General features: G+C 65.2%; 20 protein-coding genes and 1 rRNA gene. 9 read left to right on the forward strand and 12 right to left on the reverse strand.

Features of this window, described 5'->3' with window-relative positions; all coding sequences use genetic code 11:
• The first annotated feature begins 246 nt into the window (after window positions 1–246).
• The 5 genes from antA (at window position 247) to J4P02_RS25185 (ending at window position 6,112) form a co-directional block, all read left to right on the forward strand.
• Window positions 247–1,635: an anthranilate 1,2-dioxygenase large subunit gene (gene antA, locus J4P02_RS25165; RefSeq protein WP_426195381.1), complete on the forward strand. Its 1,389-nt coding sequence runs from the start codon at window positions 247–249 to the stop codon at window positions 1,633–1,635.
• A gap of 2 nt (window positions 1,636–1,637) precedes the next feature.
• On the forward strand, window positions 1,638–2,129 hold the full coding sequence (gene antB, locus J4P02_RS25170; RefSeq protein WP_426195383.1) for an anthranilate 1,2-dioxygenase small subunit: 492 nt from the start codon (window positions 1,638–1,640) through the stop codon (window positions 2,127–2,129).
• A gap of 16 nt (window positions 2,130–2,145) precedes the next feature.
• Window positions 2,146–3,168: an anthranilate 1,2-dioxygenase electron transfer component AntC gene (gene antC, locus J4P02_RS25175; protein ID WP_426195385.1), complete on the forward strand. Its 1,023-nt coding sequence runs from the start codon at window positions 2,146–2,148 to the stop codon at window positions 3,166–3,168.
• An 86-nt stretch (window positions 3,169–3,254) separates the two neighbouring features.
• Window positions 3,255–4,640 carry an amino acid permease gene (locus tag J4P02_RS25180; RefSeq protein ID WP_426195432.1) on the forward strand — a complete coding sequence of 462 codons (1,386 nt, stop codon included), beginning with the start codon at window positions 3,255–3,257 and terminating at the stop codon, window positions 4,638–4,640.
• A gap of 263 nt (window positions 4,641–4,903) precedes the next feature.
• Complete coding sequence (locus J4P02_RS25185; protein ID WP_426195387.1) at window positions 4,904–6,112, forward strand: benzoate/H(+) symporter BenE family transporter; 1,209 nt, start codon at window positions 4,904–4,906, stop codon at window positions 6,110–6,112.
• A gap of 15 nt (window positions 6,113–6,127) precedes the next feature.
• Here the strand turns inward: J4P02_RS25185 and J4P02_RS25190 are convergent, their stop codons facing one another.
• The 3 genes from J4P02_RS25190 to kynB form a co-directional block, all read right to left on the reverse strand.
• A complete protein-coding gene (locus J4P02_RS25190) occupies window positions 6,128–7,627 on the reverse strand; it encodes a PLP-dependent aminotransferase family protein (protein WP_426195389.1) in 1,500 nt (499 codons plus the stop codon).
• Between the two features lie 139 nt (window positions 7,628–7,766).
• Window positions 7,767–8,618, reverse strand: a complete 852-nt coding sequence (gene kynA / locus J4P02_RS25195; RefSeq protein ID WP_426195391.1) for a tryptophan 2,3-dioxygenase — start codon at window positions 8,616–8,618, stop codon at window positions 7,767–7,769.
• Window positions 8,619–8,724: 106 nt separating this feature from the next.
• Complete coding sequence (gene kynB, locus J4P02_RS25200; RefSeq protein WP_426195393.1) at window positions 8,725–9,366, reverse strand: arylformamidase; 642 nt, start codon at window positions 9,364–9,366, stop codon at window positions 8,725–8,727.
• Window positions 9,367–9,631: 265 nt separating this feature from the next.
• Here kynB and J4P02_RS25205 point away from each other — a divergent pair, with 265 nt between their 5' ends.
• From J4P02_RS25205 to J4P02_RS25215, 3 genes are all read left to right on the forward strand, one after another.
• Complete coding sequence (locus J4P02_RS25205) at window positions 9,632–9,976, forward strand: cupin domain-containing protein (protein ID WP_161755858.1); 345 nt, start codon at window positions 9,632–9,634, stop codon at window positions 9,974–9,976.
• 119 nt (window positions 9,977–10,095) lie between these two features.
• Window positions 10,096–10,581: a type II RES/Xre toxin-antitoxin system antitoxin gene (gene parS / locus J4P02_RS25210; protein WP_426195396.1), complete on the forward strand. Its 486-nt coding sequence runs from the start codon at window positions 10,096–10,098 to the stop codon at window positions 10,579–10,581.
• A complete protein-coding gene (locus J4P02_RS25215) occupies window positions 10,578–11,087 on the forward strand; it encodes an RES family NAD+ phosphorylase (RefSeq protein ID WP_426195398.1) in 510 nt (169 codons plus the stop codon). The genes parS and J4P02_RS25215 overlap by 4 nt, the downstream gene beginning before the upstream one ends.
• 82 nt (window positions 11,088–11,169) lie before the next feature.
• Here the strand turns inward: J4P02_RS25215 and mmsB are convergent, their stop codons facing one another.
• A complete protein-coding gene (gene mmsB, locus J4P02_RS25220; RefSeq protein WP_426195400.1) occupies window positions 11,170–12,057 on the reverse strand; it encodes a 3-hydroxyisobutyrate dehydrogenase in 888 nt (295 codons plus the stop codon).
• A 10-nt stretch (window positions 12,058–12,067) separates the two neighbouring features.
• Window positions 12,068–13,594, reverse strand: coding sequence for a CoA-acylating methylmalonate-semialdehyde dehydrogenase (locus J4P02_RS25225; RefSeq protein WP_426195402.1), 1,527 nt, complete (start codon window positions 13,592–13,594; stop codon window positions 12,068–12,070).
• Between the two features lie 147 nt (window positions 13,595–13,741).
• On the opposite strand from J4P02_RS25225, the gene J4P02_RS25230 reads away from it, so the two are divergent.
• Window positions 13,742–14,689, forward strand: coding sequence for a LysR family transcriptional regulator (locus J4P02_RS25230; RefSeq protein WP_426195404.1), 948 nt, complete (start codon window positions 13,742–13,744; stop codon window positions 14,687–14,689).
• Here the strand turns inward: J4P02_RS25230 and J4P02_RS25235 are convergent.
• The 7 genes from J4P02_RS25235 to rrf all read right to left on the reverse strand — a co-directional run.
• Complete coding sequence (locus J4P02_RS25235; RefSeq protein ID WP_426195406.1) at window positions 14,686–15,189, reverse strand: OmpA family protein; 504 nt, start codon at window positions 15,187–15,189, stop codon at window positions 14,686–14,688. The two genes, J4P02_RS25230 and J4P02_RS25235, sit on opposite strands and share 4 nt — an antisense overlap.
• Before the next feature lie 5 nt (window positions 15,190–15,194).
• Complete coding sequence (locus tag J4P02_RS25240; RefSeq protein WP_426195408.1) at window positions 15,195–16,463, reverse strand: diguanylate cyclase domain-containing protein; 1,269 nt, start codon at window positions 16,461–16,463, stop codon at window positions 15,195–15,197.
• Entirely contained in the window at window positions 16,460–17,041 is a 582-nt protein-coding gene (locus tag J4P02_RS25245; RefSeq protein WP_426195409.1) for a YfiR family protein, read from the reverse strand. Before J4P02_RS25245 ends, J4P02_RS25240 begins: the two co-directional genes overlap by 4 nt.
• 115 nt (window positions 17,042–17,156) lie before the next feature.
• On the reverse strand, window positions 17,157–19,241 hold the full coding sequence (gene recD / locus J4P02_RS25250) for an exodeoxyribonuclease V subunit alpha (protein ID WP_426195411.1): 2,085 nt from the start codon (window positions 19,239–19,241) through the stop codon (window positions 17,157–17,159).
• Complete coding sequence (gene recB, locus J4P02_RS25255) at window positions 19,238–22,930, reverse strand: exodeoxyribonuclease V subunit beta (RefSeq protein WP_426195413.1); 3,693 nt, start codon at window positions 22,928–22,930, stop codon at window positions 19,238–19,240. Before recB ends, recD begins: the two co-directional genes overlap by 4 nt.
• Window positions 22,927–26,379, reverse strand: a complete 3,453-nt coding sequence (gene recC, locus J4P02_RS25260; protein WP_426195415.1) for an exodeoxyribonuclease V subunit gamma — start codon at window positions 26,377–26,379, stop codon at window positions 22,927–22,929. The genes recB and recC overlap by 4 nt, the downstream gene beginning before the upstream one ends.
• A 163-nt stretch (window positions 26,380–26,542) precedes the next feature.
• Window positions 26,543–26,639: ribosomal RNA gene (gene rrf / locus J4P02_RS25265) — 5S ribosomal RNA — on the reverse strand; the annotation flags it as partial.

The following is a 26,639-nucleotide window of genomic DNA, read 5'->3' on the forward strand; positions in this document are numbered from 1 at the left end:
CAACCCAGTGGATAGCAATCGCCGACTAAGTGGATAAACCCGCCCCAGGTTCCTGCCCGGCTGCGCTCACAGTAGCTGATCGGCGCCCCGCGCTGCAGCCGTCGATCGGCCCCCTGGGCGATTGCGGGTAGAAGCTACCCAGCCATTTTATGGATGAGCTTGGCCGATTAAGCGGATAGCCAGCCCCACCCTGCCCTCTCTCTAATGACTGCACCCGATTGGCCCGAATAAAAAAGGTAATGACCCATGAGTGGTGCAAGAAGCATCGAGCAGTGGCAGGCGTTCATCCACAGCTGCCTGGATTTTCGCCCCGCGGACGGGGTGTTCCGTATCGCCCGGGACATGTTCACCGAGCCCGAATTGTTCGACCTGGAGATGGAGCTGATCTTCGAGAAGAACTGGATCTACGCCTGCCACGAAAGCGAACTGCCCAACCCCCACGACTTCATCACGATGCGCGCCGGGCGCCAGCCGATGATCATCACCCGCGACGGCGAGGGCCGGCTCAATGCCCTGATCAACGCCTGCCAGCATCGCGGCACCACCCTGACCCGGGTCGGCAAGGGCAACCAGTCGACCTTCACCTGCCCCTTCCACGCCTGGTGCTACAAGAGCGACGGGCGCCTGGTGAAGGTCAAGGCCCCAGGCGAGTACGACGAAGGTTTCGACAAGGCCACCCGCGGCCTGAAGAAAGCCCGCATCGACAGCTACAAGGGCTTTGTCTTCATCAGCCTGGACGTGGCCGCCGACAACTCCCTGGAAGACTTCCTCGGCGACGCCAAAGTGTTCTTCGACATGATGAACGCCCAGTCCCCCAGCGGCGAACTGGAGGTGCTGCCGGGCAAATCGGCCTACACCTACGACGGCAACTGGAAACTGCAGAACGAAAACGGCCTGGACGGTTATCACGTCAGCACCGTGCACTACAACTACGTAGCCACGGTGCAGCACCGCCAGCAGGTCAACAGCGACAACGGCACCGGCAACAGCGCGACCCTGGACTACAGCAAGCTCGGCGCCGGCGACGCCAACACCGACGACGGCTGGTTCGCCTTCGCCAACGGCCACAGCGTGCTGTTCAGCGAAATGCCCAACCCGGCGGTGCGCTCCGGCTACGCCAGCATCATGCCGCGCCTGGTGCAGGAATATGGCCAGGCCCGGGCCGAGTGGATGATGCACCGCCTGCGCAACCTGAACATCTACCCCAGCCTGTTCTTCCTCGACCAGATCAGCTCCCAGCTGCGGATTATCCGCCCCATCGCCTGGAACAAGACCGAGATCGTCAGCCAGTGCATCGGGGTCAAGGGCGAGAGCGACGCCGACCGGGAAAACCGCATCCGCCAGTTCGAGGACTTCTTCAACGTCTCGGGCATGGGCACCCCCGACGACCTGGTGGAATTCCGCGAGGCCCAGCGCGGCTTCCAGGGACGCCTGGAGCGCTGGAGCGACATCTCCCGCGGGCACCGGCGCTGGGTCACCGGGCCCACCGCCAACAGCGAGAACCTGGGCATCCAGCCGGCCATGACCGGCACCGAGATCACCCATGAAGGGCTGTACGTCAACCAGCATGAGAACTGGCAGAAGTTCCTGCTCGATGGCTTGCAGCGCCAGCCCCTGAAACTGCGTGAGGTGTGAGCATGAATGCGCAATTACAGTACCAGATCGAGCAATTCTTCTACCGCAAGTCCGAGCTCTGCGACGCCCAGGACTGGGACGCCTACCTGGCGCTGTTCGCCGCCGACAGCGAGTTCCACCTGCCCCAGTGGGACTCCGAACACGTCTACACCCAGGACCCGAAACGCGAGATGTCGCTGATCTACTACGCCAATCGCTCGGGCCTGGAAGACCGGGTGTTCCGCCTGCGCACCGGCAAGGCCGCCTCGACCATTCCCATGCCGCGCACCCTGCACCTGGTGAGCAACCTGCGCATCAGCGAGGGCGACAACGGCCACCTGCAGGTGCGCCTGAACTGGCACACGCTGTTCTACCGCCTGGCCACCTCCGAGGACTTCTACGGCCATGCCAGCTACGACCTCAAGCCCCACGGCGACAGCTGGCTGATCCAGCGCAAGCACGTGCTGCTGCTCAACGACACGATCAACTCGGTGCTCGATTTCTACCACCTCTGACTCGACGGACACTCCCATGACGCACAAGGTCGCGTTCAGCTTTGCCGACGGCAAGACCCTGTTCTTCCCGGTGCAGGCCAATGAAATACTGCTCGACGCCGCCCTGCGCAACGGCATCAGGATTCCCCTGGACTGCCGCGAAGGGGTCTGCGGCACCTGCCAGGGCCGTTGCGAATCCGGCCAGTACAGCCAGGACTACGTGGATGAAGACGCCCTCTCGGCCCAGGACCTGGAGCAACGCAAGATGCTCAGTTGCCAGACCCGGGTGCAGTCCGACGCGGCGTTCTACTTCGACTTCGACTCCAGCCTGTGCCACAGCGCCGAACCGCAGCGGCTCGCAGGCGTGGTGAGCGCCGTGCAGCAGGTGTCACAGAGCACCGCGATCCTCCACCTGGACCTGGGCAACGACAGCCCGCCGCTGGACTTCCTGCCCGGCCAGTACGCGCGCCTGAAGATCCCTGGCAGCGACAGCAGCCGCGCCTACTCCTTCGCCAACCGCCCGGGAGCGCAGCAGCCCCTGCAGTTCCTGATCCGCCTGCTGCCCGACGGGGTGATGAGCAACTACATCCGCGAGCGCTGCCGGGTGGGCGACCGGGTCGAACTGGAGGCGCCGCTGGGTGCCTTCTACCTGCGCCAGGTCAGCCGCCCGCTGCTGCTGGTGGCCGGCGGCACCGGGCTTTCGGCCTTGCTGGCGATGCTCGAACAGTTGGTGACGCAGGATTGCCAGCAGCCGGTGCACCTGTATTACGGCGTGCGCCACAGCCGCGACCTGTGCGAGCTGCCGCGCATCCAGGCCCTGGGCGAGCGCTTGCCGGCGTTTCGCTTCACCCCGGTGATCAGCGATGCCGACCCGGATTGGCAGGGCAAGCGCGGCTATATCAACGAGCATTTCGACAGCAGCGAGCTACGCGACCGCGACACCGACCTGTATGTTTGCGGGCCGCCGCCGATGGTCGATTCGATCCGAATCTGGCTGCAAGAACAGCAACTTGAGCGTGTTCAGCTGTATTACGAGCGGTTTACCGAGAGTACTATCTGATTCCGTCAGTACTGAGCCGAGATCGGTCTTGAAGATCGGTCCTGATAACAACTAGAAGAGAGCGCAAGTTAGTGGATCAAACCTTGATGCAGGGTGAACTCAAGCGTGGCTTGAAGAACCGCCATATTCAGCTGATCGCCCTGGGCGGGGCGATCGGCACCGGACTCTTCCTCGGCTCCGCCGGGGTTCTCAAGTCCGCCGGACCTTCGATGATCCTCGGCTATGCGATTGCCGGTTTCATTGCCTTCCTGATCATGCGCCAGCTGGGGGAAATGATTGTCGAGGAGCCGGTGGCCGGTTCCTTCAGTCACTTCGCCCACAAGTACTGGGGCGGCTACTTCGGCTTTCTCGCCGGCTGGAACTACTGGGTGCTGTATGTGCTGGTGGGCATGGCCGAGCTCACCGCGGTGGGCAAGTACGTGCAGTTCTGGTGGCCGGAAATCCCGACCTGGGTCAGTGCCGCGGTGTTCTTCGTGCTGGTCAACCTGATCAACATGATGAACGTGAAGTTCTTCGGCGAAGCCGAGTTCTGGTTCGCCATCATCAAGGTGGTGGCCATCGTCGGCATGATAGTGCTGGGTTGCTACATGCTGTTCAGCGGCAGCGGCGGCCCCCAGGCCTCGGTCAGCAACCTCTGGTCCCATGGTGGTTTCTTCCCCAATGGCGGCACCGGCCTGCTGATGGCCATGGCCTTCATCATGTTCTCCTTCGGCGGCCTGGAGCTGGTGGGCATCACTGCCGCCGAAGCCAGCGAGCCACGCAAGGTGATCCCCAAGGCGATCAACCAGGTGGTGTACCGGGTGCTGATCTTCTACGTCGGCGCCCTGGCGGTGCTGCTGTCGCTGTACCCCTGGGATGAACTGCTGGTGAGCCTGAACGCTGGCGGCGACGCCTACAGCAGCAGCCCCTTCGTGAAGATCTTCGCGCTGATCGGCAGTGATGCGGCGGCGCAGATCCTCAACTTCGTGGTGCTCACCGCCGCGCTCTCGGTGTACAACAGCGGCGTGTACTGCAACAGCCGCATGCTCTACGGCCTGGCCGAACAGGGCGACGCGCCCAAGGCGATGATGAAGCTCAACAAGCAAGGGGTGCCGGTACTGGCCCTGGGCATTTCCGCACTGATCACCCTGCTCTGCGTGCTGGTCAACTACCTGGCCCCGCACGAGGCGCTGGAGTTGCTGTTCGCCCTGGTGGTGGCAGCGCTGATGATCAACTGGGCGCTGATCAGCCTGACTCACCTGCGCTTTCGCAAGGCCATGGCCGAGCAGGGTGTGGTGCCCGGGTTCAAGGCCTTCTGGTCGCCCTTTAGCAACTACCTGTGCCTGGCCTTCATGCTGATGATCATTGGTGTGATGTGGATGATCCCCGGCATCCGTGCCTCGGTGTATGCGATTCCGCTGTGGGTCCTGGTGATCTGGGGCTTCTACCGCCTGAGCCATTCGCGCAAGGCCGCGCAGCCGGCCGTGCGCTAAGCCTCGCGCTCGGCGCTGACCCAGCCCGGCCCGGCCCTGAAATAGGGTCGGGCTTTTTTGTGGGCGCAATACTGGCCTGACGCCGATCAGTCAAGGGCAGCCCTCGCCACAGGTCATCGTTGCTCGCTCGGCCTGTTAACTGATCGACATTGGTCTGCTGGCCCGTGCAAAAGCGGCCTGAAGCGACAGTCCGCCTCCCGCCTAGAATCGACCGCCTTCCGGCGCTTGAGCCAGGGAGCCTGTTTCTGGATGGAGAGCGACTTATGCATGGAACTACAAGCGGCCTGCGCCTGGCGGATCTTTTCTCGCCCACGCTGGCGGCGCTGATCTCGGTGCTGGTGAACTACGCCGGGACCTTTGTCTTGGTGTTCCAGGCGGCGGAACTGGCGCGCCTGTCGGCGGCGCAGACCGCATCCTGGGTCTGGGCGGTGTCGGTGGGCGTGGGCCTGAGCGGGCTGTGGCTGAGCCTGCGCTACAGGACCCCGGTGATCACCGCCTGGTCCACCCCCGGCGCGGCGTTCCTGGCCACGGTGATGCCCTTTACCCCCTATGCCGAAGTGATTGGCGCCTACCTGATCTCGGCCCTGGGCTTTATCCTCCTGGGCGCCTCCGGGGCCTTCGACAGGCTGGTGCGGATGATCCCCGCAGGCATTGCCGCCGGCCTGCTGGCAGGCATTCTGCTGCAGTTCGGGATCAATGCCTTTGGCGGCGCCAGCGGCGATCCACTGCTGGTACTGGTACTGCTGCTGGCCTATGCCCTGCTGCGGCGCTTCACCTCGCGTTTTGCCGTGCCGGGCATCCTGCTGGTCGGCCTGGTGTGGCTGATGGCCCAGCAGCGCATCGACTTCGCCACGCTGCAACTGAGCCTGGCCGTGCCGCAGTTCACCGCGCCGCAGTTCTCCTGGCAGAGCCTGCTCGGGGTGGCCCTGCCGCTGTTCGTTATCACCCTCACCGGCCAGTACATGCCGGGCATGCTGGTGCTGCGCAATGACGGTTACCGGATCAGCGCCAACCCAGTGCTCAAGGTCACTGGGCTGGGCTCGCTGCTGCTGGCGCCATTCGGCGCCCATGCGTTCAATGTGGCGGCGATTACCGCAGCCATCTGCACCGGCCGGGATGCTCACCCGGACCCGGCCAAGCGCTATATCGCCGGTATCGCCTGTGGCCTGCTGTACATCCTGGTGGGCACCTTCGGGGTGACCCTGGCGAGCCTGTTCATGGTGCTGCCCAAGGCCTTTGTCGGCACCCTCGCCGGCCTGGCGTTGCTGGGGGCCATAGGCGGTAGCCTGGCCAATGCCATGGCCCATGCGGCCACCCGGGAAACCGCCTTGATCACCTTCCTGGCCACGGCCGCCAATGTCAGCCTGCTAGGGGTGGGCGGCGCCTTCTGGGGCTTGCTGGCGGGCCTGACCGCGCACCTGCTGATCCATGGCCGGCTGCGCCCACTGGCCGCCGATAGCCCCAACTCCTGAAGGACGGCACCCGGCCTAGGGGGTGTTCAGGGCCTGGGCCAGGCGCGCCATGGCGGTGTCGATTTCATGGCTGCTCAAGGCCGCGTAGCCCAGCAGCCAGCCTTGCTGCTGGTGCTCGCCGGCGTAGAGCCGGCTCAGCCCCGGCAGCTGGATTCCAACCCGGGCGGCCCGTTGCTGGGTCAGCGCCTCACTCCAGCCCGGCTCCAGCAGGCAAGGAATCTGCAAGCCACCTGGTGGCGGCAGGGCACGGACGATGCCCGACAAATGCCGCTCGATGGCCTCGAGCATGGCTTGGCGGCGCTCGGCGTAGAGTTTGCGCATGGCGCGCACATGGGCGTTGTAGTGGCCCTCTTCCATGAAGCGCGCCAGGGTCAGTTGCAGCACCTGGGGCGTGTGCCCGTCCATGATGCTGCGGGCGGCGCTGAACACCGGCAGCAGTTCCTCGGGCAAGGCCATGTAGCCCATGCGCAGGCCCGGGTAGAGGGTCTTGCTGAAGGTGCCGACATACAGGGTGCGCTGGTAGGGGTCCAGGCCCTGGACACAGGCGGTGGGCAGCCCCTGGTAATGGAACTCGCTGTCGTAGTCGTCCTCGATGATCCATTTGTCGTGCTCGGCGGCCCAGCGAATCAGCTCCAGGCGCCGCTCCAGGGACAGGGTCACGCCGGTGGGGTACTGGTGCGACGGCGTCACATAGACGCAACGGGCACCACTGCGATCGGCCTGCAGCAGGTCGCTGCGAATGCCCTGCTCATCGACATCAATGGGGTTGATCAGCAGCTCGGCGGCCTCGAATGCCTTGCGGGCGCCGAAGTAGCCAGGGTTTTCCATCAGGATCGGCTGGCCGGCATCCGCCAGCAATTGTGCGCAGAGGAACAGCGCCTGACGGGTACTGCTCAGCACCAGGATCTGCTCGGGCCGGACCTTGGCCCCACGCTCCAGGTTGAGGTAGGCGGCGATGGCCTTGCGCAGGGGCTCGGCGCCTTGCGGGTCGCCGTGCAGCAGCACATTGCCGCGGTAATCCTTGAGCACCTGGCGCTGCAGGCGTTCCCAGGTCGCCAGGGCAAAGTTGCGGGTTTCCGGCAGGCCGGTAGCGAAGGCCCTGACCGCTTGCTGATCGGCAACCCCGCCCTGGTCGAAGATCCCCCGGCCACGACGACTCAGGCCCGAGCCCGGCTGGCGCACGGCCTGCGGCTGCTCCTGCACCCGCCGGCGCTGGCGGGCGGCGCCGCGCAACTGGGCGCCGATATTTTCGCAGACGTAGCTGCCGGAACCTTCGCGGCGCTGGATAAATCCGTCGCGTTGCAACTGCACATAGGCGCTTTCCACGGTGTCTCGGGACACCGCCAGGGACTTGGCCAGAGCGCGACTGGCCGGCAGCTTCATCCCCGGGCCCAGGGCCGCGTCGAGGATCAGGCCACGCAGCGCCCGCTGGATGCGCTGGTGCAGGTCCAGGGACGCGAGCTCCGGGTCCTTGAGGCGCATATTGAGGGTTTCAAGCTCGAAGTTCTGGGCCATGCGGTCTGCCTGAGAGGATAAGAGTGGCGCACAAAGGCCGACCACTTTATCTGCACAACGGCCCTCGCGTCAGCTGTTGCAAGGACTGCAGCTGATGTGGCGAGGGACAAGCCCAAGAAAAACGGGGCCTTCACGGCGATCAGAGCGCGGAACGCACCCGCCACAGTTCGGGGAACAGCACGGTGTCGAGCATCTTGCGCAGGTAGCCGACGCCTTCGGTGCCGCCGGTGCCGGGCTGGAAGCCAATGATCCGCTCCACGGTGGTCACATGGCGGAAACGCCATTGGCGGAACGAGTCTTCCAGGTCGATGAATTTCTCCGCCAACTGGTACAGGTCCCAATAGGCCGACGGGTTGGCGTAGACCTCGCGCCAGGCGGCTTCCACCGACGGGTCGTGGGCGGTGCTGGTGGTGCTGTTGAGGGCCAGGCGCTGCGGGTCGATGTGCAAACCGCTGCGGGCCATCAGGGCGATTGCCTCGTCGTACATCGACGGGGTGGCGATCGACTCTTGCAACGATTGCAGCAGCTCCGGGCGATGGGCGTGGGGCCGCAGCAGCGCCGCGCTCTTGTTGCCGAGGATGAACTCGATTTCCCGGTACTGGAACGACTGGAAGCCCGAGGACTGGCCCAGGTAAGGCCGGATCGACTTGTATTCCGAAGGGGTCATGGTGGCCAGCACCGCCCAGGCATGCACCAGTTGGTCGAAGATCCGCGAAACCCGCGCCAGCATCTTGAACGCCGGCGGCAGCTGGCCCTGGCGCACGTTCTCGCGGGCGGCCTTGAGCTCGTGCAGCATCAGCTTCATCCACAGCTCGGAGGTCTGGTGCTGGATGATGAAGAGCATCTCGTTATGGTCCGGCGACAGCGGATGCTGGGCACTGAGAATGCGCCCCAGGTCCAGGTAGTCGCCGTAGCTCATGCTGTCGGAGAAATTCAGCTCGGCGTTATGCCAGGCATCCGGCGGGTTGCTTGAAAAGGGACATTGGCTCATGGCGTGGGCTCCTCGCCTCAGGCAGCGGTTGCCACCCGCGACCTGTGCCACCCGGGTTGCGGGAGCACAGGGGCGCAGACGGCCAGCTATGTATTTATTGTAGGAATCAATCGGCCAGGGGGCGCAGGATCGCCCGCACCGGACTGGCGTCCAGGTGGGCAAAGCGCAGTGGCAGGGCAATCAGTTCGTAGTCGCCTTCGGCCACCTCATCCAGCACCACGCCTTCCAGGATCGCCATGCCATGGCGGGCCACGGCGTTGTGGGCGTCCATGGTCTTGGACTGCTGCGGGTCGAGGGACGGGGTGTCGATGCCGATCAGGCGTACGCCGAGGCTGGCCAGCAGTTCGATGGTGGCCGGGGCCACGGCGGTGAAATCCGGGTCCCAGGCACTCAGCGGCGCCTGTGGATAAGTGCGCAGCAGCACCCGCGGCGGCAACTGCTCAAGGCGTCCGAGCAATGCCTCGGGCTGCACCAGGGCGCCGCTTTCAAGGCAATGCAGGACCCGGCACGGGCCCATGTAGACATCCAGCGAGACTTCGCCGATGGGCAGGCCATCGGGCCGGTAATGCAGGGGCGCATCGACATGGGCGCCAGTGTGCGGCGACAGGGTCACCCGCCCGACATTCACCGGGCACTCGGGCCCGAACTGCCAGACCCGTTCTTCCTGGAACGGCGTATCTCCCGGCCAGGTCGGGGTCGCGGTACTCAAAGGCGGGCTGATATCCCACCAGCGTGGTGTATTTTCCATGTGTGCGGCTCTCGGTCACTCCGAAGCGAATGATACGAGCGAAAGCAGTAAAGATTCTTGCGAAATCATCCGGGCCGCGACGGATATTTCGCACATCCTGCTAAAAATCGCGGCTTTGTCGAGGGATTGTTTCAAGTGCCGTGGGCCCTTACGACCCGCCGTCGGCATTGCGCTTCTGGATACCCCGAGGTCGACAACAGACATCCCCCGACTGGCCGGGCGCTATAGGGTTCGGGTTCCGTTCTCTGCCCGCTAGGAGCACAGCATGTCGCAACCCATTACCGTTCTTCGCGATACCCATCCGCTGCCGGTCCTCGATGCCTGCAAGTGGGAAAAACTCGCCGGTGATCCGCACACCGTCAACCTCAACGCCTACACCAGCGAGGACGGCAGCAAGATCATGGGCACCTGGATCTGCACCCCGGGCAAGTGGCGGGTGGCCTACGAGAAATGGGAGTACTGCCATTTCCAGGAAGGCTACTGCGTGATCACCCCCGACGGTCGCGACCCCATCCACCTGCGGGCCGGGGATATCTTCGTGGTGGAACCCGGAATGAAAGGCACCTGGGAGGTGGTGGAAACCGTGCGCAAGTACTTCGTCTTCGCTTGATGTCCCTCAGCGGGGGCCCATGAGGCATGGGCTCCCCTGCCCCGCCGATAGTCGGCTCGGCGCCAGCTGCCAAATGTCTATATAATCTCTGCCAAATGGCAAAGACAGGAGCAGCATCCATGGTTGCGCTGACCAGTACCGGCATCGCCCTCAAGCGCCGGGGCAAGCCTGAATTGAAAGAACAGAGCCTCGACCTGCTGCTGGGCGGCAAGGCCCGGTTCGACGATCGGATCTCCATCTACCGCCTGACCGAGGCCGGCATTCCGCTGACGGCGATCATCAAGTTCGTGTCCTCGGTGCCCATGCTCAAGGACGAACAGGTGCTGGCCAAGATCATCGGCCTGTCCGAGCGCACCCTGCACCGCCGCCTGAAAACCCCCGACGAGCCGCTGAACCCGGAGCAGAGCGCCCGCGCGGTGCGTTTCGCCCAGGTGCTGGCCAAGGCCCAGGAAGTCTTCGGCAGCAGCGAACAGGCCCAGGACTGGATGGCCAAGCCGGTGATGGGCCTGGATGGCCACAAGCCGGTGGACCTGCTGACCAACCCCATCGGCTTCGAACTGGTGGACGAGTTCCTCACGCGCCTGGAATACGGGGTCTATCAGTGATCAGCGTGCCCGGCAGCAGTGAAGTGCATTTCTGGCGCCTGGACGCCGCCCAGCACGCCACCAGTTGGGACAGTGGCATCGGTGCCGAGCTGTGCGGCGGGCGCTGGAACTCCAAGGGGGTGAAGGCGGTGTACGGCAGTGCCGACCCGGCCACGGCGATTCTGGAAGTGGCGGTGCACAAGGGTTTTGCCGCCCTCGACAACGTGCCCCATGTGCTGACCGGCGCCCTGATCCAGGACCCTTCGGCGATCTATCGCCTGGACGAACACAAGGTGCCCAACCCCAACTGGCTGGTGCCGGGCATTCCCAGCGCCGGCCAGCAGAAGTTCGCCGACCAGTTGCTGGCGGACCACCCGTTCGTGCTGGTGCCTTCTTCGGTGTCGCGGCACAGCTGGAATATCCTGATCAATCCGTTGCTGGCCAAGGGGCTGTACCAGGTGGTGATCCAGGAACGCTTCGGCCTCGACACCCGCCTCAACCCGCCTGCGCGCCCACGCCCCAACTGACGGGCAAAAAAAACGGGAACCGACCCGACGGCGGTTCCCGCAAACGCCCCCGACTCCGGGGGCTGCGATCGATGACTGATGGCTACTGCGGCTTGCGGTAGCTGTTGACGATGGCCGAGAAATCCTTGCCGCCTTCGCCGCGCAGGCTCATGGCCTGGTACAGCTGCTGGGCCACGGCGCCGAGTACCACCGGCTGATGGGCCTGGCGCGCGGCTTCGGTGGCCAGCCCCAGGTCCTTGAGCATCAGCTCGGCGCCAAAGCCGCCGGTGTAGCCACGGGACGCCGGGGCGGTTTCGATCACCCCCGGCCAGGGGTTGTAGGTGTCGGAACTCCAGCAGCGGCCAGTGGAGCTGTTGATGATCCCCGCCAGCACCTGGGTGTCGATGCCCAGGGCATCGCCCAGGGCCATGGCTTCGCTGACGCCGATCATCGAGATGCCCAGCAGCAGGTTGTTGCAGATCTTGGCGATCTGCCCGGTGCCCACTTCGCCGCAGTGCACGATATTGCGGCCCATCTGCGCCAGCACCGGTTGCAGGGTGGCGAATAGCTCGGCCGTGGCGCCGACCATAAAGGTCAGGGTGCCGGCCTGGGCGCCGCCGGTGCCACCGGACACCGGCGCATCGGCCATGGCCACGCCCTGCTTGGCGGCAGCGGCGGCCACTTCACGGGCGGTCTGCGGGTCGATGGTGCTGCAATCCACCGCCGGCACGCCGCGGCCAATCCCTGCCAGCACCCCGTCTTCACCCAGCCAGACGCTGCGTACATGGGCGGCGGCCGGGAGCATGGTGATCACCAGCTCGGCGCCCTCGGCGGCGGCCTTGGGCGAGGCGCTGATGTGCCCGCCCAGTTGCGCCAGCTCCGCCAGCACGCCCTGGTTGAGGTCGAACAGGTTCAGTTGGTGCCCGGCCTTGATCAGGTTGCGGGCCATGGGCGCGCCCATATTGCCCAGGCCGATAAATGCGATCTTCATATCAGGCTCCTCAACGCAGGCTGATGGTGGTGTTCACACCGTCGTTGACGCTGTCGTCGTCGAACCAGCGGCTGGTGACGGTCTTGGTCTGAGTGTAGAACTGCACCACTTGCTTGCCGTAGGGGCCCAGGTCGCCGAGCTTGGAACCGCGGGAACCGGTGAAGCTGAAAAGCGGCACTGGCACCGGAATCGGGATATTGATGCCCACCTGGCCGACGTCGATTTCGCTCTGGAACTTGCGCGCCGCCGCGCCGCTCTGGGTGAACAGGCCGGTGCCGTTGCCGAAGGGGTTGGCGTTGACCAGGGCGATGGCCTGATCCAGGGTGTCCACCTCCAGCACCACCAGCACCGGGCCGAAGATTTCCTGGGTGTAGATCTGCATGGAGGGGGTGACCCCGGAGAACAGGGTCGGGCCAATGAAGTTGCCCTGCTCGTAGCCCGGAACCTGGATGCCGCGGCCATCGAGCTCCAGCTTGGCGCCTTCTTTCACGCCGCTTTCGATCAGGTCGAGAATCCGCGCCTTGGCACGCTTGGAGATCACCGGACCGACATCGGTGCCCGGCTCGCAACCGGCATTGACCTTGAGTTTCTGCGCCAGGGCCTTGAGGTCCGGCAGCCATTGTTTCGAGGCGCCCACCAGCACCACCACGGAAGTGGCCATGCAGCGCTGGCCGGCCGCGCCGAAGCCGGCGCCCACCAGGGCATTGAGGGTCTGTTCGCGGTTGGCATCGGGCAGCACCACGGCGTGGTTCTTCGCGCCCATCATCGATTGCACGCGCTTGCCGTGTTTGCCGGCCAGGTCATAGACATGGGTGCCGACCGCGGTCGAACCGACAAAGGACACCGCCTTGATGTCCTTGTGGGTGCACAGGGCATCCACCACCTCCTTGCCGCCGTGCACCACGTTGAGCACACCGGCCGGCACCCCGGCTTCCACCGCCAGCTCCACCAGCAGCATGGTGGACAGCGGGTCCTGCTCGGAAGGCTTGAGGACGAAGGTGTTGCCGCAGGCGATGGCCATCGGGAACATCCACAGCGGAATCATCGCCGGGAAGTTGAACGGGGTGATCCCGGCGCACACGCCGATGGGCTGACGCAGGGTGTAGGTGTCGACGCCACCGGCGACGTTCTCGGCGAACTCGCCCATTTGCAGGGTGCCGATGGAGCAGGCGTGTTCCACCACTTCCAGGCCGCGGAAAATGTCGCCCTCGGCGTCGGCGATGGTCTTGCCCTGCTCGGCGCTGAGCACCTGGGCAATGCGTTTGGAATGCTCGCGGATCAGTGCCTGGAGCTTGAGCATGATGCGCATCCGCGCGCCGATCGGGGTCAGTTTCCAGGTCTGGAAGGCGCGCTGGGCAGCGGCGATCGCGGCGTCGACTTCAGCAGCCGTGGCAAAGGGCACCTTGGCCAGCACTTCCTGGGTCGCCGGGTTGACGATGTCGTGCCATTCCTGGCTCTGGGACTGGACCCATTCACCGTCGATCAGCAGCTTGACCTGTTGCAGGGTGGTGCCGTCGGGCTTGAGGGATGCGTTCATGGGGGCTCCTGGCTTGTTGAATTCTTGTGCAGGGAACCAAGGCGTGATACGCCTTGAAAGAGGGCGTGTCGCGAGTTGGTGTCGGACGGTTTTTGGAGTATAGATGTGCAAATTACTAATAAGAACGCACATAAAATCCGGTCCATCATGCAAAAAAACATCACCTCGCTGAGCACCCTGAACTGGGACGACCTGAAGTTTTTCCTTGAAGTGGCGCGCACCCGCAAGGCCAGCAGCGCGGCCAAGCGCCTGGCGGTGGACTACACCACGGTGTCGCGGCGCATCAGTTCGCTGGAGACCGCGCTGGGCACCTTGCTGTTCGAAAAGTCGCGCACCAATGGCTTCGTGCTCACCGCCGAGGGGCAGCGCCTGCTGGGCTATGCCGAGTCGATCGAGAGCACCCTGCACATGGCCTGCGAGCAGGTTTCGGGCTCCGGGGTGGCCCTGTCCGGGCATGTGCGCATGGGCTGCACCGAGGGTTTCGGCAGCTTCTTCATCACCCCGCAACTGAGCCATTTCCTCGACGCCTACCCGGCGATCTCGGTGGATATCCTGCCGCTGCCGCACTTCATCAGCCTGTCCAAGCGCGAGGCGGATATCGTGATTGCCCTGGAGCGCCCGGAACATGGCCCTTATGTGTGCTGCAAGCTGTGTGACTACCGCCTGCAGCTGTACGCCACCCAGGAATACCTCGACCGCCACCCGCCGATCCGCCGCCCCGGCGACCTGAGCGAGCATCAGTTCATCAGCTACGTGGACGACCTGGCCTTCAGTTCCGAGCTGCTGTACCTGGCCAATGTAGTGCCCGGGGCCAGCGCCAACCTGCGCAGCACCAGCGTGATTGCCCAGTACGTGGCGGCGCAGCAGGGCCGCTCGCTGGCGATCCTGCCGTGCTTCCTCGCCGCCCAGGACCCGCGCCTGCTGCCGGTGCTGCCCCGGGACATCAACCTGACCCGGCAATTCTGGATGTACTGCCGGGAGGACCTGCGCAAGTTGAAACGCATCACCCTGCTATGGGATTACATCCGCGAGGTGACCGAGCAAAATCGCCCGCTGTTGATGGGCGAAAGCCCGGTGATGCATTTCGCCGACTAGTCGGCGATCACCACGATCGACACTCGACGGTTTTCCGTGCGCCCGGCCACGTTGCTGTTGGAGGCCACCGGCTCGCTGCTGCCCAGCCCACGCAGCTGGATGTTTTCTTCGCGCATGCCGACCTGGGTCAGCACCTTGACCACGCTCTTGGCCCGACGCACCGACAGTTGCACGTTGTAGGCCTCCTTGCCGGAAGCGTCGGTATGACCGTCGACCCGGACCTTCTGGATATCCACGCTGAGCAAGGCCTTGCCGATACGCTGGACGATCTCGCTGCTGGCCGGGTTCAGGCTGTCCATGTCGCTGCCGAACAGCACCTTGCCCGACAGGCCGAAGGCCCAGCCGTCGTCGGTGAGCTCGAAGCCCTCCTGTTTCAGTACCGCGATCTGTTTCTCGCTCAGGCCTTTGGGCGGCACGCTCTGGCAGCCGCCCAGGGCCAGCAGGGTGATGAACAGCAGGCTGGCGAACAGCCGAAACCTTAAAGGGATCGATAAGAACAAGGGAGTCAGCTCCTGTTTTGAACCGGGACGATTGAGGGCTCCGCCCCCACTGTGTGTTGCCCACCGCGGGAACCGCGCTTGGCCTGGTACATGGCCGCATCGGCGGCATTCAGCAGGCTGCCGGGGGTGGCGCCATGCTGCGGATAGACGGCGATGCCGATGCTCAATGAGGTCAGGATCGACAGATTGCCGGGAAGCTGGATCGGCACTTCCATGCTGTGGATGATTTTGTCGGCGATGCGCTGGGCATCCTCGACCCGGTGCAGCGGCGTCAGCAGCACGGCGAATTCGTCGCCGCCCAGCCGGGCCACCAGGTCGTCTTCGCGCAATTGCGCGCGTATCCGCGTAGCCACCGCCACCAGCACGGCGTCGCCGGCGGCGTGGCCGAAGTTATCGTTGATTTCCTTGAACCTGTCGCTGTCGAGAAACAGCACCGCCATGTGTTCGTCGAGCTTGTTGGCGCTGCGCAAGGCGCGGATCAGCCGGCCTTCGAAAAAGGCCCGGTTGGGCAAGCCGGTGAGGGCGTCGTGGCTGGCCTGGTGGGCCAGGGTTTCGTTCTCGCTCTGCAGGTGGGTCTGCCACACCTCCAGCTCATCGAGCAGGGCGTTGAAGTCGTTGCCCAGGTTGTCCAGCTCGGCGATTCGCGCCGGCGGCACGCGCTGGTCGAAGGCCCGTTCGCGGCGGGCGGCGTGGGCCACGTCCGCCAGGCTGCGCAGCGGCCCGGTAATGCCCCGCAGTTGCCGGCGTGCCAGGTACAGCGCCACCCAGGCGCTGACCGCGATGCACAGGACGATGCCCACCAGGCCGCTGAAGAGAAACCGCAACAGGCTGCCACCGTGGCCAGTGACATTGATGGTGCCGATCTCCCGGCCCTGGTGGAGGATCGGCAGGCTGATGGGTTTTTCCAGGAAGGCACTGGCGATGTGCACTTCCAGATTGCTCAGGAAACCGCTGTCCGGGCGCTGCCAGCTGGCCAGCAAACGGCCCTGGCTGTCGTACACCTTGGCATCGGCCACCTCTTCGGTGGCGGCGATCAGTGCCAGGGACTCGGTGGCGGCGGCGCCGTCGTTGAACACCACCGCGGCCTCCACGGTGTAGTTGATGGCGCGGGCAATCAAATGCAGGTTGTGATCGGCGTACACCCGCAGCGCCAGCACCCCGAGCAAGGTCAGCGACAGGCTGGCCATGCCGATCGCCAGCAGGGCGACCACCAGGTGGCCGCGGCCGATGACCGAGCGCAAGGTAGGACGGCTAGCGGATTTGAACAGGCTCATGGCGTCGCTGGCCGTCGACGGGACAGTTGCAACACGCTGGGGTGAATCCTCACCCCGCTGCGCGCCACCGAATCGAGGTTGACCTCGAACGACACCTGGTTGTCGCTGACCCGCAGGCAGAACAGGCTGCCCACGGTGCACTGGTCGCCGCCTTCGCTGATGCTCAGCACCGGTTGCCCGGTCAGCGAGCTGAACAGCCGGGTACGCTCATCGTTGCCCAGCTTGCCGACGTAGACCGAATCGCATTCGCTGGCGATGGTGCCGTTGCTGGCCAGCAAGCGGCGCACCAGGACCGGACGGCCAGTGGCCTGGGTAGCGCCCTTGAGCAGGTCATCGGTGTATTCGGTGGGGCCCACTACGCACAGGCGCAGTTGCGCCGGTTCCACCGGCCAGCGCGCATAGCTGAGGATGCCCAGCACCACTTGGGTCACGGCCTTGGCCCGCTGTTCGGCGAGGCTGGCAGACGCCTGCGGCTCCGGTTGCGCGGCGGCCAGCAGGCTGAACAGGCAGAGCAGGGTCGCCAGTGCGCACTGTCGCCAGCGCAAAATACGCTCTGCCTTGGAGACAGCCACGTCCATGCAGGGATTCTCGTTGATTTTCACGGAAATGATGCCGCAACGATAGCACAGCCCAGGAAAATGCCGCGAGGACGACACCCTCGGCAGCGCCTCAAGAACGCCTGCAAACCGGGCCTCAATCCAGTTCCAGCATCAGCCCGCTGAGGCGCTTGACCTTGCGCCGCACCGCTTCCTCGAACACACCGGCCCGGGGTTCGATCAGGCTGAACCAATCCTTGGCGCGGGTGATGCCGGTGTAGATCAACTCCTTGGTCAATACCGGGTTCAGGGCGTCGGGCAGGATCAACGCAGTGTGGGCGAACTCCGAGCCCTGGGACTTGTGCACGGTCATGGCGTAGACGGTTTCCACATCATTGAGCCGGCTTGGCAATACCAGGCGCACCCCGCCCTGGCCGTCGTTGCGCGGGAAGGCCACCCGCAGCACCTGACGCCCGGCGTGCTCGCCGTTCTGCTCGGGCAGTTTCAGGGCGATGCCGATATCGCCATTCATCAGCCCCAGGCCATAGTCATTGCGGGTCATCAGCACCGGGCGACCTTCGTACCACTGCTGGTCGCTGTCGATCAGCCGGGCCTTGAACAGCGCCTGGGTAATGCGCTGGTTCAAGCCCTCCACGCCCCAGGGGCCCTTGCGCACCGCACACAACAGCTGGAAGCGGTCGAAGGCCTGCAGCACATCGCGGGCCCAGGCGGTCCAGCGCGGGTCCGCCAGATCGGTGCCTGCGGGCGGGCGTTGGCTGCGCAGTACAGTCAGGTAGTGCCGGTAGCCTTGCGGCCCTTCGCCATGGCCTTCCAGTACCAGGCGCTCCAGCTTGCGGGCGTGGTCGTCCTTGTCGAGGCTCAGGCAATGCAAGTCGCTATGGCTGCGGGCCGCCAGCAGGCGCCGCGCTTCATCGGCCTGCTGCTGATTGACCCAGCGCGCCAGCTGACCGATGCCGCTGCCTTCGCCGAAACGCCGGGAGTGGCGCAGCATCACCACTTGCTGGGCCAGGGGGTGTTGATGCTCGCGGTCTTCCTGCAAGCCGCTGGCCGCCAGGTTCTCGCCGCTGACCGCCTCCAGCCAGGCGCGGGTCTGCGGGTTGTACCAGCCGGCCTCGGCATCGCGACACAGATCCCCCAGCACCGCGCCGGCCTCCACCGAGGCCAGTTGGTCCTTGTCGCCCAGCAGCACCAGCCGCGCATGAGGGGGCAAGGCGTCGAGCAGGTTGGCCATCATTTCCAGGTCGATCATCGAGGCTTCGTCCACCACCAGCACATCCAGGGGCAGACGGTTGCCGGCGTGGTGGCGGAAGTGCCGGGTGCCCGGTCGATTGCCCAGCAGGCGGTGCACCGTGGTGACTTCGCTGGGGATCATTTCCCGTACTTCATCCGCCACCGCCAACGAGCGTACTTGCAGGCTGATGGACTCGGTGAGGCGCGCCGCGGCCTTGCCGGTGGGCGCCGCCAGACGAATGCGCAAGGGCTTGCGGGCTTCCACCGCCGGGCCCTGGAGCAGCGCCAGCAAGCGCACCACGGTGGTGGTCTTGCCGGTGCCGGGGCCGCCGGTAATGATGCTGAAGGCGCCGCGGGTAGCCAGGGCACAGGCGAGTTTTTGCCAGTCGATGGGGCCGGCGCCCTTGGCTACGCCGAATAGGCCATCGAGCCGCTGGGCGAGGTTTTCCGGCGTGGCTTCGGTGCTTGCCAGGCGCTGGCGCAGGGCATTGTCGATGCGTCGTTCATAGGCCCAGTAACGCCGCAGGTACAGGCGCTTGCCGGACAGCACCAAGGGCCGCTGGCGGGAGGCTTCGGTGTGGTCCGCGGCCAGGGCCACCAGCCGGCTGCCAGCCAGCACCTTGCACCAGTGCGCGCCTTCCAGATGCGCCAGCACCTGGGACGGCAGCAAGGGTGCGCCGTTCTGCGCCTCGCCTTCGGGGGGCAGCGACAGGGCGAAGTCTGGCTCCTTGAGGGTCTCGAACAGATCCAGGCACACGTGTCCATGCCCCAGTTGATGGCTGGTCAACGCGGCGGCCATCAGCACCAGCGGATCGCAATCCGCGTCCAGCTCCCGCAGGAAGGCCACGAAGGCCAGATCCAGGGCGCGCAGCCAACCGCGCTCGACCCAGCGTTCGAGCAACGGCAGCAGCCCATCGGCACGGCTCAAGGGGTCGGGATCACCAACCGCCAGCGAAGGTTCGATAAAGGATTCGAACAGGTCCGGGGTCATAGCAGCACTCCCTGTTCCCAGGCCGGTTCGACCTTGGGCGGCTCGGGTTGCCCCTGGAACAGGCGATCCAGGCTTTCGATCAACTGCCGCGGCGGCCGGGTGAAATAGGCGCCTCGGCTGGCGGCGCGGCTGCCACGCAAGAACAGGTACAGGGCACCGCCGATATGCCGGTCGTAGTCGTAGTCGGCCAGCCGCGCTTTCAGCTGCCGATGCAGGGCCAGCAGGTAGAGCACGTATTGCAGGTCGTAGCGGTTGTCGAGAATCGATTGTTGCATGGCTTGCTCGGTGTAGGCCGCGTCGTCCGCGCCCAGCCAGTTGGATTTGTAGTCGGCCACGTAGTAGCGGCCCTGGTGTTCGAAGGTCAGGTCGATAAACCCCTTGAACATGCCATTGAGCTGCACCGGCTCGGCGGTCACCCGTGGGGCGCCCTGGTGAGTCTGTTCGCGCACCCGTTGGTCGAGCTTGAGCACATCGACCTTGTGGCTGGCGAACCAGAATTCCATTTCCACCCGGTACTGGCGCAGTTGCCCGAGCACCACGGGCGGCTGCCCTTCCGCCACCGGCAGGGGCACTTGCAACAGGTGCTGCAGCCAGTCGCTCAGCGTCGGGATCCAGCCTTGCCAGCCGCGCCGGTTGCAACGCCGGGCAACGGCATCCTCGATCACCTCGGGAGCCGCGGTGAAGCCCTCCTCCCCGGCCCACTCCAGCAGGCCGTGAAGGAAGGTGCCGGGGTTCGGCCCACGGGGGAAGCGATGGATATCGCCACCGCTTGCAAGCACTTCCCGGGGCGCTTCGGGGTCCAGGCGCTCGTCGTCGAAGAGCTTCTGCGCCTGGGGATTTTCCGGGGCTTCGGTGCTGCCGGCGCCCAGGCTATCGCTGATGCGCAGGGCGCTGTAGGAGGCGATCCACCAGTTCTCCGCCGCGCGTCGGGCAGGAATCAGCGGGGCCAGCAGGCTGGCGTCATTGCGCGGCGGATAAAAGCGCTGGTCATCGGCCTGCGGCATGTCGCTAATGGCGATGGCCTCGCAGCCTTGCTGCAAGTCCAGCAGCCAGCGCCGCAGGCCGGTGGACTCGTCCAACGGCATGCCGCCGCCCAACAGGTAGCCCAAGGCCGCCAGGTGCAATACCGAGCTGTTGTGATTGCCCCGCTTGAGGTCGGCCACCCCCAGCCAGCACGCGTGCTGGGCCCGGGTCAGGGCCACATAGAGCAGGCGCAGGTCTTCGGCCAGGCGCTCCTGGTCGGCTTGGGCGATCAGCTCCGGGGTCGGCCGCAGGCTGATCTGCGCCTTGCCGGCGGCATCGTGGTAATGCAGCGGCAGGCGACTGCCATCCACCGGTTTGCTGGAGCAGATGAACGGCAGGAACACCAGGGGGTATTCCAGGCCCTTGGACTTGTGGATGGTCACCACCTTGACCAGTTGCTCGTCGCTTTCCAGGCGCAGGATCTGTTCTTCACCGGCCTGCCCGGACTGCGCCAGGTGCTCGGCCAGATGGCGGATCAGGGCTTGCTCACCGTCCAGCTCGGCGGCGTTCTGTTGCAGCAGTTCGGACAGATGCAGCAGGTTGGTCAGCACCCGTTCGCCGTCGCTACGGGCCATCAGCGCCTGGGGCAACTGGAAGTCGTGGAGCAGGCGGCGCAGCATCGGCAGCACGCCCTGGTGACGCCAGATTGACCGGTATTCACGAAATTGCATGACCCGGGCTTCCCAGGCCAGTTCGTCCTGGTTCAGGCGCTCCAGTTCCTGCAGTGACAGGTTCAGGGTCAAGGACGCCAGGGCGGCGCGCAACGGGCGCTCCACGTCCGGCTCGGCACAGGCCTTGAGCCACACCAGCAGGTCACGGGCTTCCTGGGCGGCGAACACCGAGTCCTTGTCGGAGAGGTAGACGCTGCGCACCCCGCGTGCGGCCAATTCGCCGCGTATCGCCTGGGCCTCCTTGCCGTCGCGCACCAGGATCGCGATATCCGCCGGCAACAGGCCCTTGAGCGGCTGCTGGTCACGGGCAAAACCGCTGCGGCCCTGCTGGCCGCCATTGAGCAATTCGACGATAGCGCTGGCGCAGGCCGCGGCCAGTTGCTGGCGATACAAGGCTCCGGACAGCGGTTGCTCCGAGGGCAGTTGCCAGACATTCAGCGCCGCGACCGCTTGCCCATCGATGTGCAGGCGCTCCTTGCGACCCTGGGCCGCGACCGCCAGGAAGGGCACCGGATTTTCGCCGTCGTCCTGGCGAAACATGAAGGCGCCCGACCCTGCTGGGCGCTGTTCGGCGAGCTGGAATACATGGTTGACCGCGCTGACCATGGCCTGGCTGGAGCGGAAGTTGGTGCCCAGGGTATGCAGGCGTCCGTGGGTGGCCTGACGGGCTCGCAGGTAGGTGTAGATATCGGCGCCGCGGAAGGCGTAGATCGCCTGCTTGGGGTCGCCGATCAGGAACAGGCCGGTGCCCGGATCGTTGTCCTCGATGCGGTAGATGCTTTCGAAGATCCGGTACTGCACCGGGTCGGTGTCCTGGAATTCGTCGATCAGGGCAATCGGGAACTGTTCGCGGATCAGGCTCGCCAGACGCTCGCCGCCGTCGTCCTGCAGGGCGCTGTCGAGGCGCAGCAGCATGTCGTCGAAGCCCATTTCGGCGCGCCGGCGCTTCTCTTCCTCGAAGCGCTCGCCCACCCACTGAGCGGCGTGCTGCAGCACGGCTGCATCCGGGCTGGGCAGCGCGTCGAGGCTGGCCTTGAGCCGGGCCATGGCGTCGAGCCCCGGGTGTTGGGGAGCATCGCCCTTCCAGGCTTCGCTCATGCCTTCGGGGGTCAGGCGGGCGAAGCCGGTGCCTATGTCCAACTGCTCCACGGAGGGGTCTTGGGCCCAGGCGCTGATCTTGTCGAACCAGGGCTCGAAATAGCGGGCCTGCAGTTTGCGTCCATCGACGCTCTTGCTGGCCACCCCTTGCAGGCAGATCTGCCGCAACTGCTCTGCCCATTGCTCCCAGGGTGCCTTGAGTTGCAGCAGGGCCTCGCGGCGCTCTTGCAGGCAGGCCTCGATCAGCTCGCTGGGGCCCTGTAACGACTGGCCCCGGGCCTGGCTGCCGAACAGCGCCCGCACCCGCGGCAGCAGTTCCGCTGGACCGACCCAGTGGCTGCGCACCCAGTTCAGCACTTCGCCCTGCATCGGGTAGCAGAACAGCCGCCAGTAATCGCGCAGGACCTGGCCCAGCAAGTCGCTGTGGTCGGTTTCCAGGGTCTGGGTGAACAGGCTGCCGCTGTCGAAGGCGTGCTCGCGCAGCATGCGCTGGCACCAACTGTGGATGGTGGAGACGGCGGCCTCGTCCATCCATTGCGCAGCGATATCCAGGCGGTTGGCGCAGGCGGCCCATTGCTCGCTGGGGTAATGCTCGCGCAATTCCACCAGCAGGCTATCGGGGGCCAGGGTTTCATCGCGGAAGTAGCGGGCCGCCTCGGCCAGGCGGGTGCGGATGCGTTCGCGCAACTCCTTGGTGGCGGCGTCGGTGAAGGTCACCACCAGGATCTGCGGTGGCAACAGCTCGCGGCCAAAGCCGGCGGACTCGCCACCATGGCCCAGCACCAGGCGCAGGTAGAGCGCGGAGATGGTGAAGGTCTTGCCGGTGCCGGCGCTGGCCTCGATCAGTTGGCTGCCGCGTAGGGGAAACGCCAGGGCCAGGGGAGCTTCTCGGGTCATGCTCGGGCCTCCTCGGCGAGGGCCGAACGCCAGGGCGCATCCAGCAGCGGGCGATACAGCGTCTCGGCCCAGCCACTGAAGGTTTCATCGGCGATCAGCGCGTTGTAATCGGCGAACTGTCGGGCCAGGGCCGGGCTTTCGCGACGCTCGCCCTCGCTGTTCTGGCCGTCGCCGTCGTAGCTCTTGCGGGCAGCGGCGGCGGCTTTGTCCGGGTCGCTCTGAGCCAGCCAGGCGCAGGCCGTCTTCACCGCTACCGGCAAGGGCTGGCGCATGCCGGCTTGCCAGGCCAACAGCAGGTCGCCAAGGATCTGCCGTGCAACGTTCAGCTCCAGTGGCGGCAGCAGCAGGCTGTCGTCGCTGGCCACCAGTGCGGTGGTCAGGGAGTAACCACTGGCGCAGGCCAGCAGATGATTGATCCAGGGCTTGATCAGGCGATGCCATTTGCGGGTCTTGGCCGAACCTATGCCATTGGCAATCGCGGTTACGGCCAGGAGCCCGTCATCCGCGCGCTGATGCAGGCCGCTCAACCAGCCTTCCACGCGCACGCCTTGCAATTCCAGGCTGACCGGCAGCGCGCTGGTGACCGGCGTCGGCCAGAGTTCGAGCAGTTGCCCATAGCGCTGCAGCAGGTCCGGCAGCGGTTCCATCAATTCGCGTTGCAGGCACTCGCCAAAGCCGGCCATGGGCAGCAGGCCGCTGGCTTGCAGCCTTTGCGCCTGGGTCTGCAAGGCTTGCTCAGGATCGGCCGCAGCACTCAGGGCCGCCTCCAGCAGGCTGTCGCTGAGGCTGTAGCGTTGCAGGGCGTCGAGGACGAAGGGCTCTTCATCGGCCAGGGGAGCGTCCATGGCTTCGAAGAACACCTTGAGCCGCTGGCTGAAGAAATGCCGTACCGGGTTGCGCAGAAAATCCTGCAACTGGGCCAGGCTCAGGGGTTCATCCTGGACATAGGGTGCAAGGGGCGCGACGGCGTTGCCTGGCTCGGCGGCCTGGTGCAGCACCTGCCACTCCCGGGCGTAGCTGAACAGCGGATCGCTGTCGTGGAAGTAACGGGCGCTGAAGGGTTGCAGCGGATGTTCCTGGGTCAGGGCGTGCAGCAACGCTTGCTGCTCATCCACTAGCCGCCAGCCACTGGCCAGGTGGTCGCGCAGTTGGCCGATCAGCACCGAGGCCGGGCGTTCGCTGTTGTCGCGGATGCTGCGACCGACCCAACTGATATAGAGCTGGTCACGGGCAGAAAGCAGCGCTTCGAGCAGCAGGTAGCGGTCGTCCTCACGGCGTGAGCGGTCGCCGGGACGGTAGTCGCTGCCCATCAGGTCGAAGTCCAGCGGCGGTTGCGCCCTGGGGTAGTCGCCATCATTCATGCCCAGCAGGCACACCAGCTTGAAGGGGATGGCGCGCATCGGCATCAGGGTGCAGAAGTTCACCGCGCCGGCGAGGAAGCGTTGGGACAGGCGCCCTTGATCGAGGCCAGCCAACCAGGCTTCACGCACCACGGTGAGCGGCAGCTGATCTTGCAGGCCCACTGACTCGCAGGTTTCCAGCCAGGTTTCCCGCAGGTCCTCGAGCTGGCCCAGCAGGTAGTCATCGTGTTCGGTGCTGGCCAGGAAGAACTGTTGCAGCAGCTGCTGCAGGCGCTCGCCCCATTGAGCGGGAACCGCAGGCTGGCTGAGTTGCTCGTAGGCGATCTGCAGGGCATCGAGCAGTGCCACCAAAGGGCCGATCAGTGCCGCATCCAGGCCGCCGATTTCATCATAGGGTTCGATGCCGGCGCAGGCCTCGGAGCGGCCGACAGCGTAGCCCAGCAGCATTCGCCGCAGGCCGAAACGCCAGCTGTTCTGTTCCAGCTCCTGGGGCAGCCCAAGTTCGGCACGTTGCTGGGCGTTCATGCCCCAGCGAATGCCGGCGCCCTCGATCCAGCGGTGCAGGGTGGGCAGGTCGGCTTCATCCACCGCAAAGCGCGCGCGCAAGGCGGGGACGTCAAGCAGGTCGAGGATCTCGCTGACCGGAAAGCGACTGTCCGGCAGCTTCAGCAGGTGTTCGACGGCAATCAGCAACGGGTCGCGACCGCGTTGCCCCTGGTCGGTGAGGGTGAAGGGAATGAAGCGTCGGTCATCGCGCTCCAACTGCCCGAATACCGCGCGGATATGCGGGGCGTAGCTGTCGATGTCCGGGACCATGACGATTACATCGCGCGGACGCAGGTTGGGGTCGGCGCTGAAGCGGGCTAGCAGCTGGTCGTGGAGGATTTCCACTTCGCGCTGGGCACTGTGGGCAATGTGGAAGCGGATGGATGGGTCTTGCTCAAGATCGATCGCGGGCCATAGCGCGCGGGTTTCGTCCAGGGGGCGCAGTTCGAGGATGTCGTCCTGCAATTGCTGGAGCAGGCTGCCTGGCTGGCTTTCGCTGAACAGGTCGATGCGCCCGTCGCGAAAGGCCGAGCGGTAGCTGTTGGGGTCGTCGTAGCTGTCCAGCAGGTTGATGTAGTCGCGGCCCTGCTTGCCCCAGGCGGCCAGCAGCGGATGGGCATGCTGGTGCAGGGTTTGCGGGTCCAGGGCTTGGGGCATGCCGGCCTTGCGCGCCTGCCGCTTGTATTGGTGGCGTAGCAGGTCCTTGTCGGCAACGATATCCGCCCAGTGATGGCGGCAGGGGTTGTGTACGCAGAGCAGCACCTGGCTGAAGCGGGCCAAGCCGGCCAGGGCTTCCAGGGCCTGGGCCGGTAGCGAGGAAATGCCGAAGACGATCACCCGTGATGGCAGGCTGGCGGGGGCGGCGTCCAGGTTGTTGATGGTTTCGATAAAGCGCTGGTGGACCCCGGCGCGGCTCTGAGCCATGCCTTGGGTGCCCACATCCAGCAACAGTGCGCGCCAGAGCTCGGCCTGCCAGCAGTTGGCCGGTGATAGGGGCTTGGGTTCGCCACGGACATTGCGCAATTGATGGCGCCCTGCGCCCCAGTCTTCCAGCCAGTCGGCGCGGTACACCTGGTATTGGTCGAACAGGTCGGCCAGGCGCTCGGCCAGTTGGTAGCGCTTGCGCAGGTCGCTGTCGTGGGTCAGGAAGCGTTGCAGGGGCTCGAAATGTGGCTCGTCAATCAGCTCGGGGAGCAGGCGCATCAGGCGCCAGGTCAGCGGGGCCTTGTCCAGCAGGGATTTGGCCGGGATCTCATCGCGGCCCAATACCAGGCGATAGAGTTGCCACATGAAACTGCCAGGCAGTTGCACGTCGATAGCGGCGGCGATGCCACAGCCTCCGGAGTCGTCCTCTTCAGGGTCTTCGGCCAGGGCCAGCTTCAACCATTGAGCGATGCCGTTGCTCTGCACCAGGGCGATTTCATTTTCCAGGGGCGCCAGTGGGTAACGCCGCATCCAGCTCACCACCAGGTTGCGCAACTCGTCCAGGCGATTACCGTGAACCACCATGAAACCAGGGTTGAGGGACGAGGTGTCCGGCATAAAAGCGTCCTTGGAGAATGCAAAAAGCTAGGCCGGAACCATAGCACTGTCACAGGTTGGAGGCAGCCGCACCAAGCTATGGCTGTATCGAGATAGCGGCGGCTTTTTTATCGCGCAAAGACAAAACCCCAACTGCTTTCGCAATTGGGGTTTCGGAATTTAATCTTGACGATGACCTACTCTCACATGGGGAAACCCCACACTACCATCGGCGATGCATCGTTTCACTACTGAGTTCGGGATGGGATCAGGTGGTTCCA

This window comes from Pseudomonas sp. NFXW11 (assembly GCF_049887815.1).
GTDB lineage: Bacteria > Pseudomonadota > Gammaproteobacteria > Pseudomonadales > Pseudomonadaceae > Aquipseudomonas.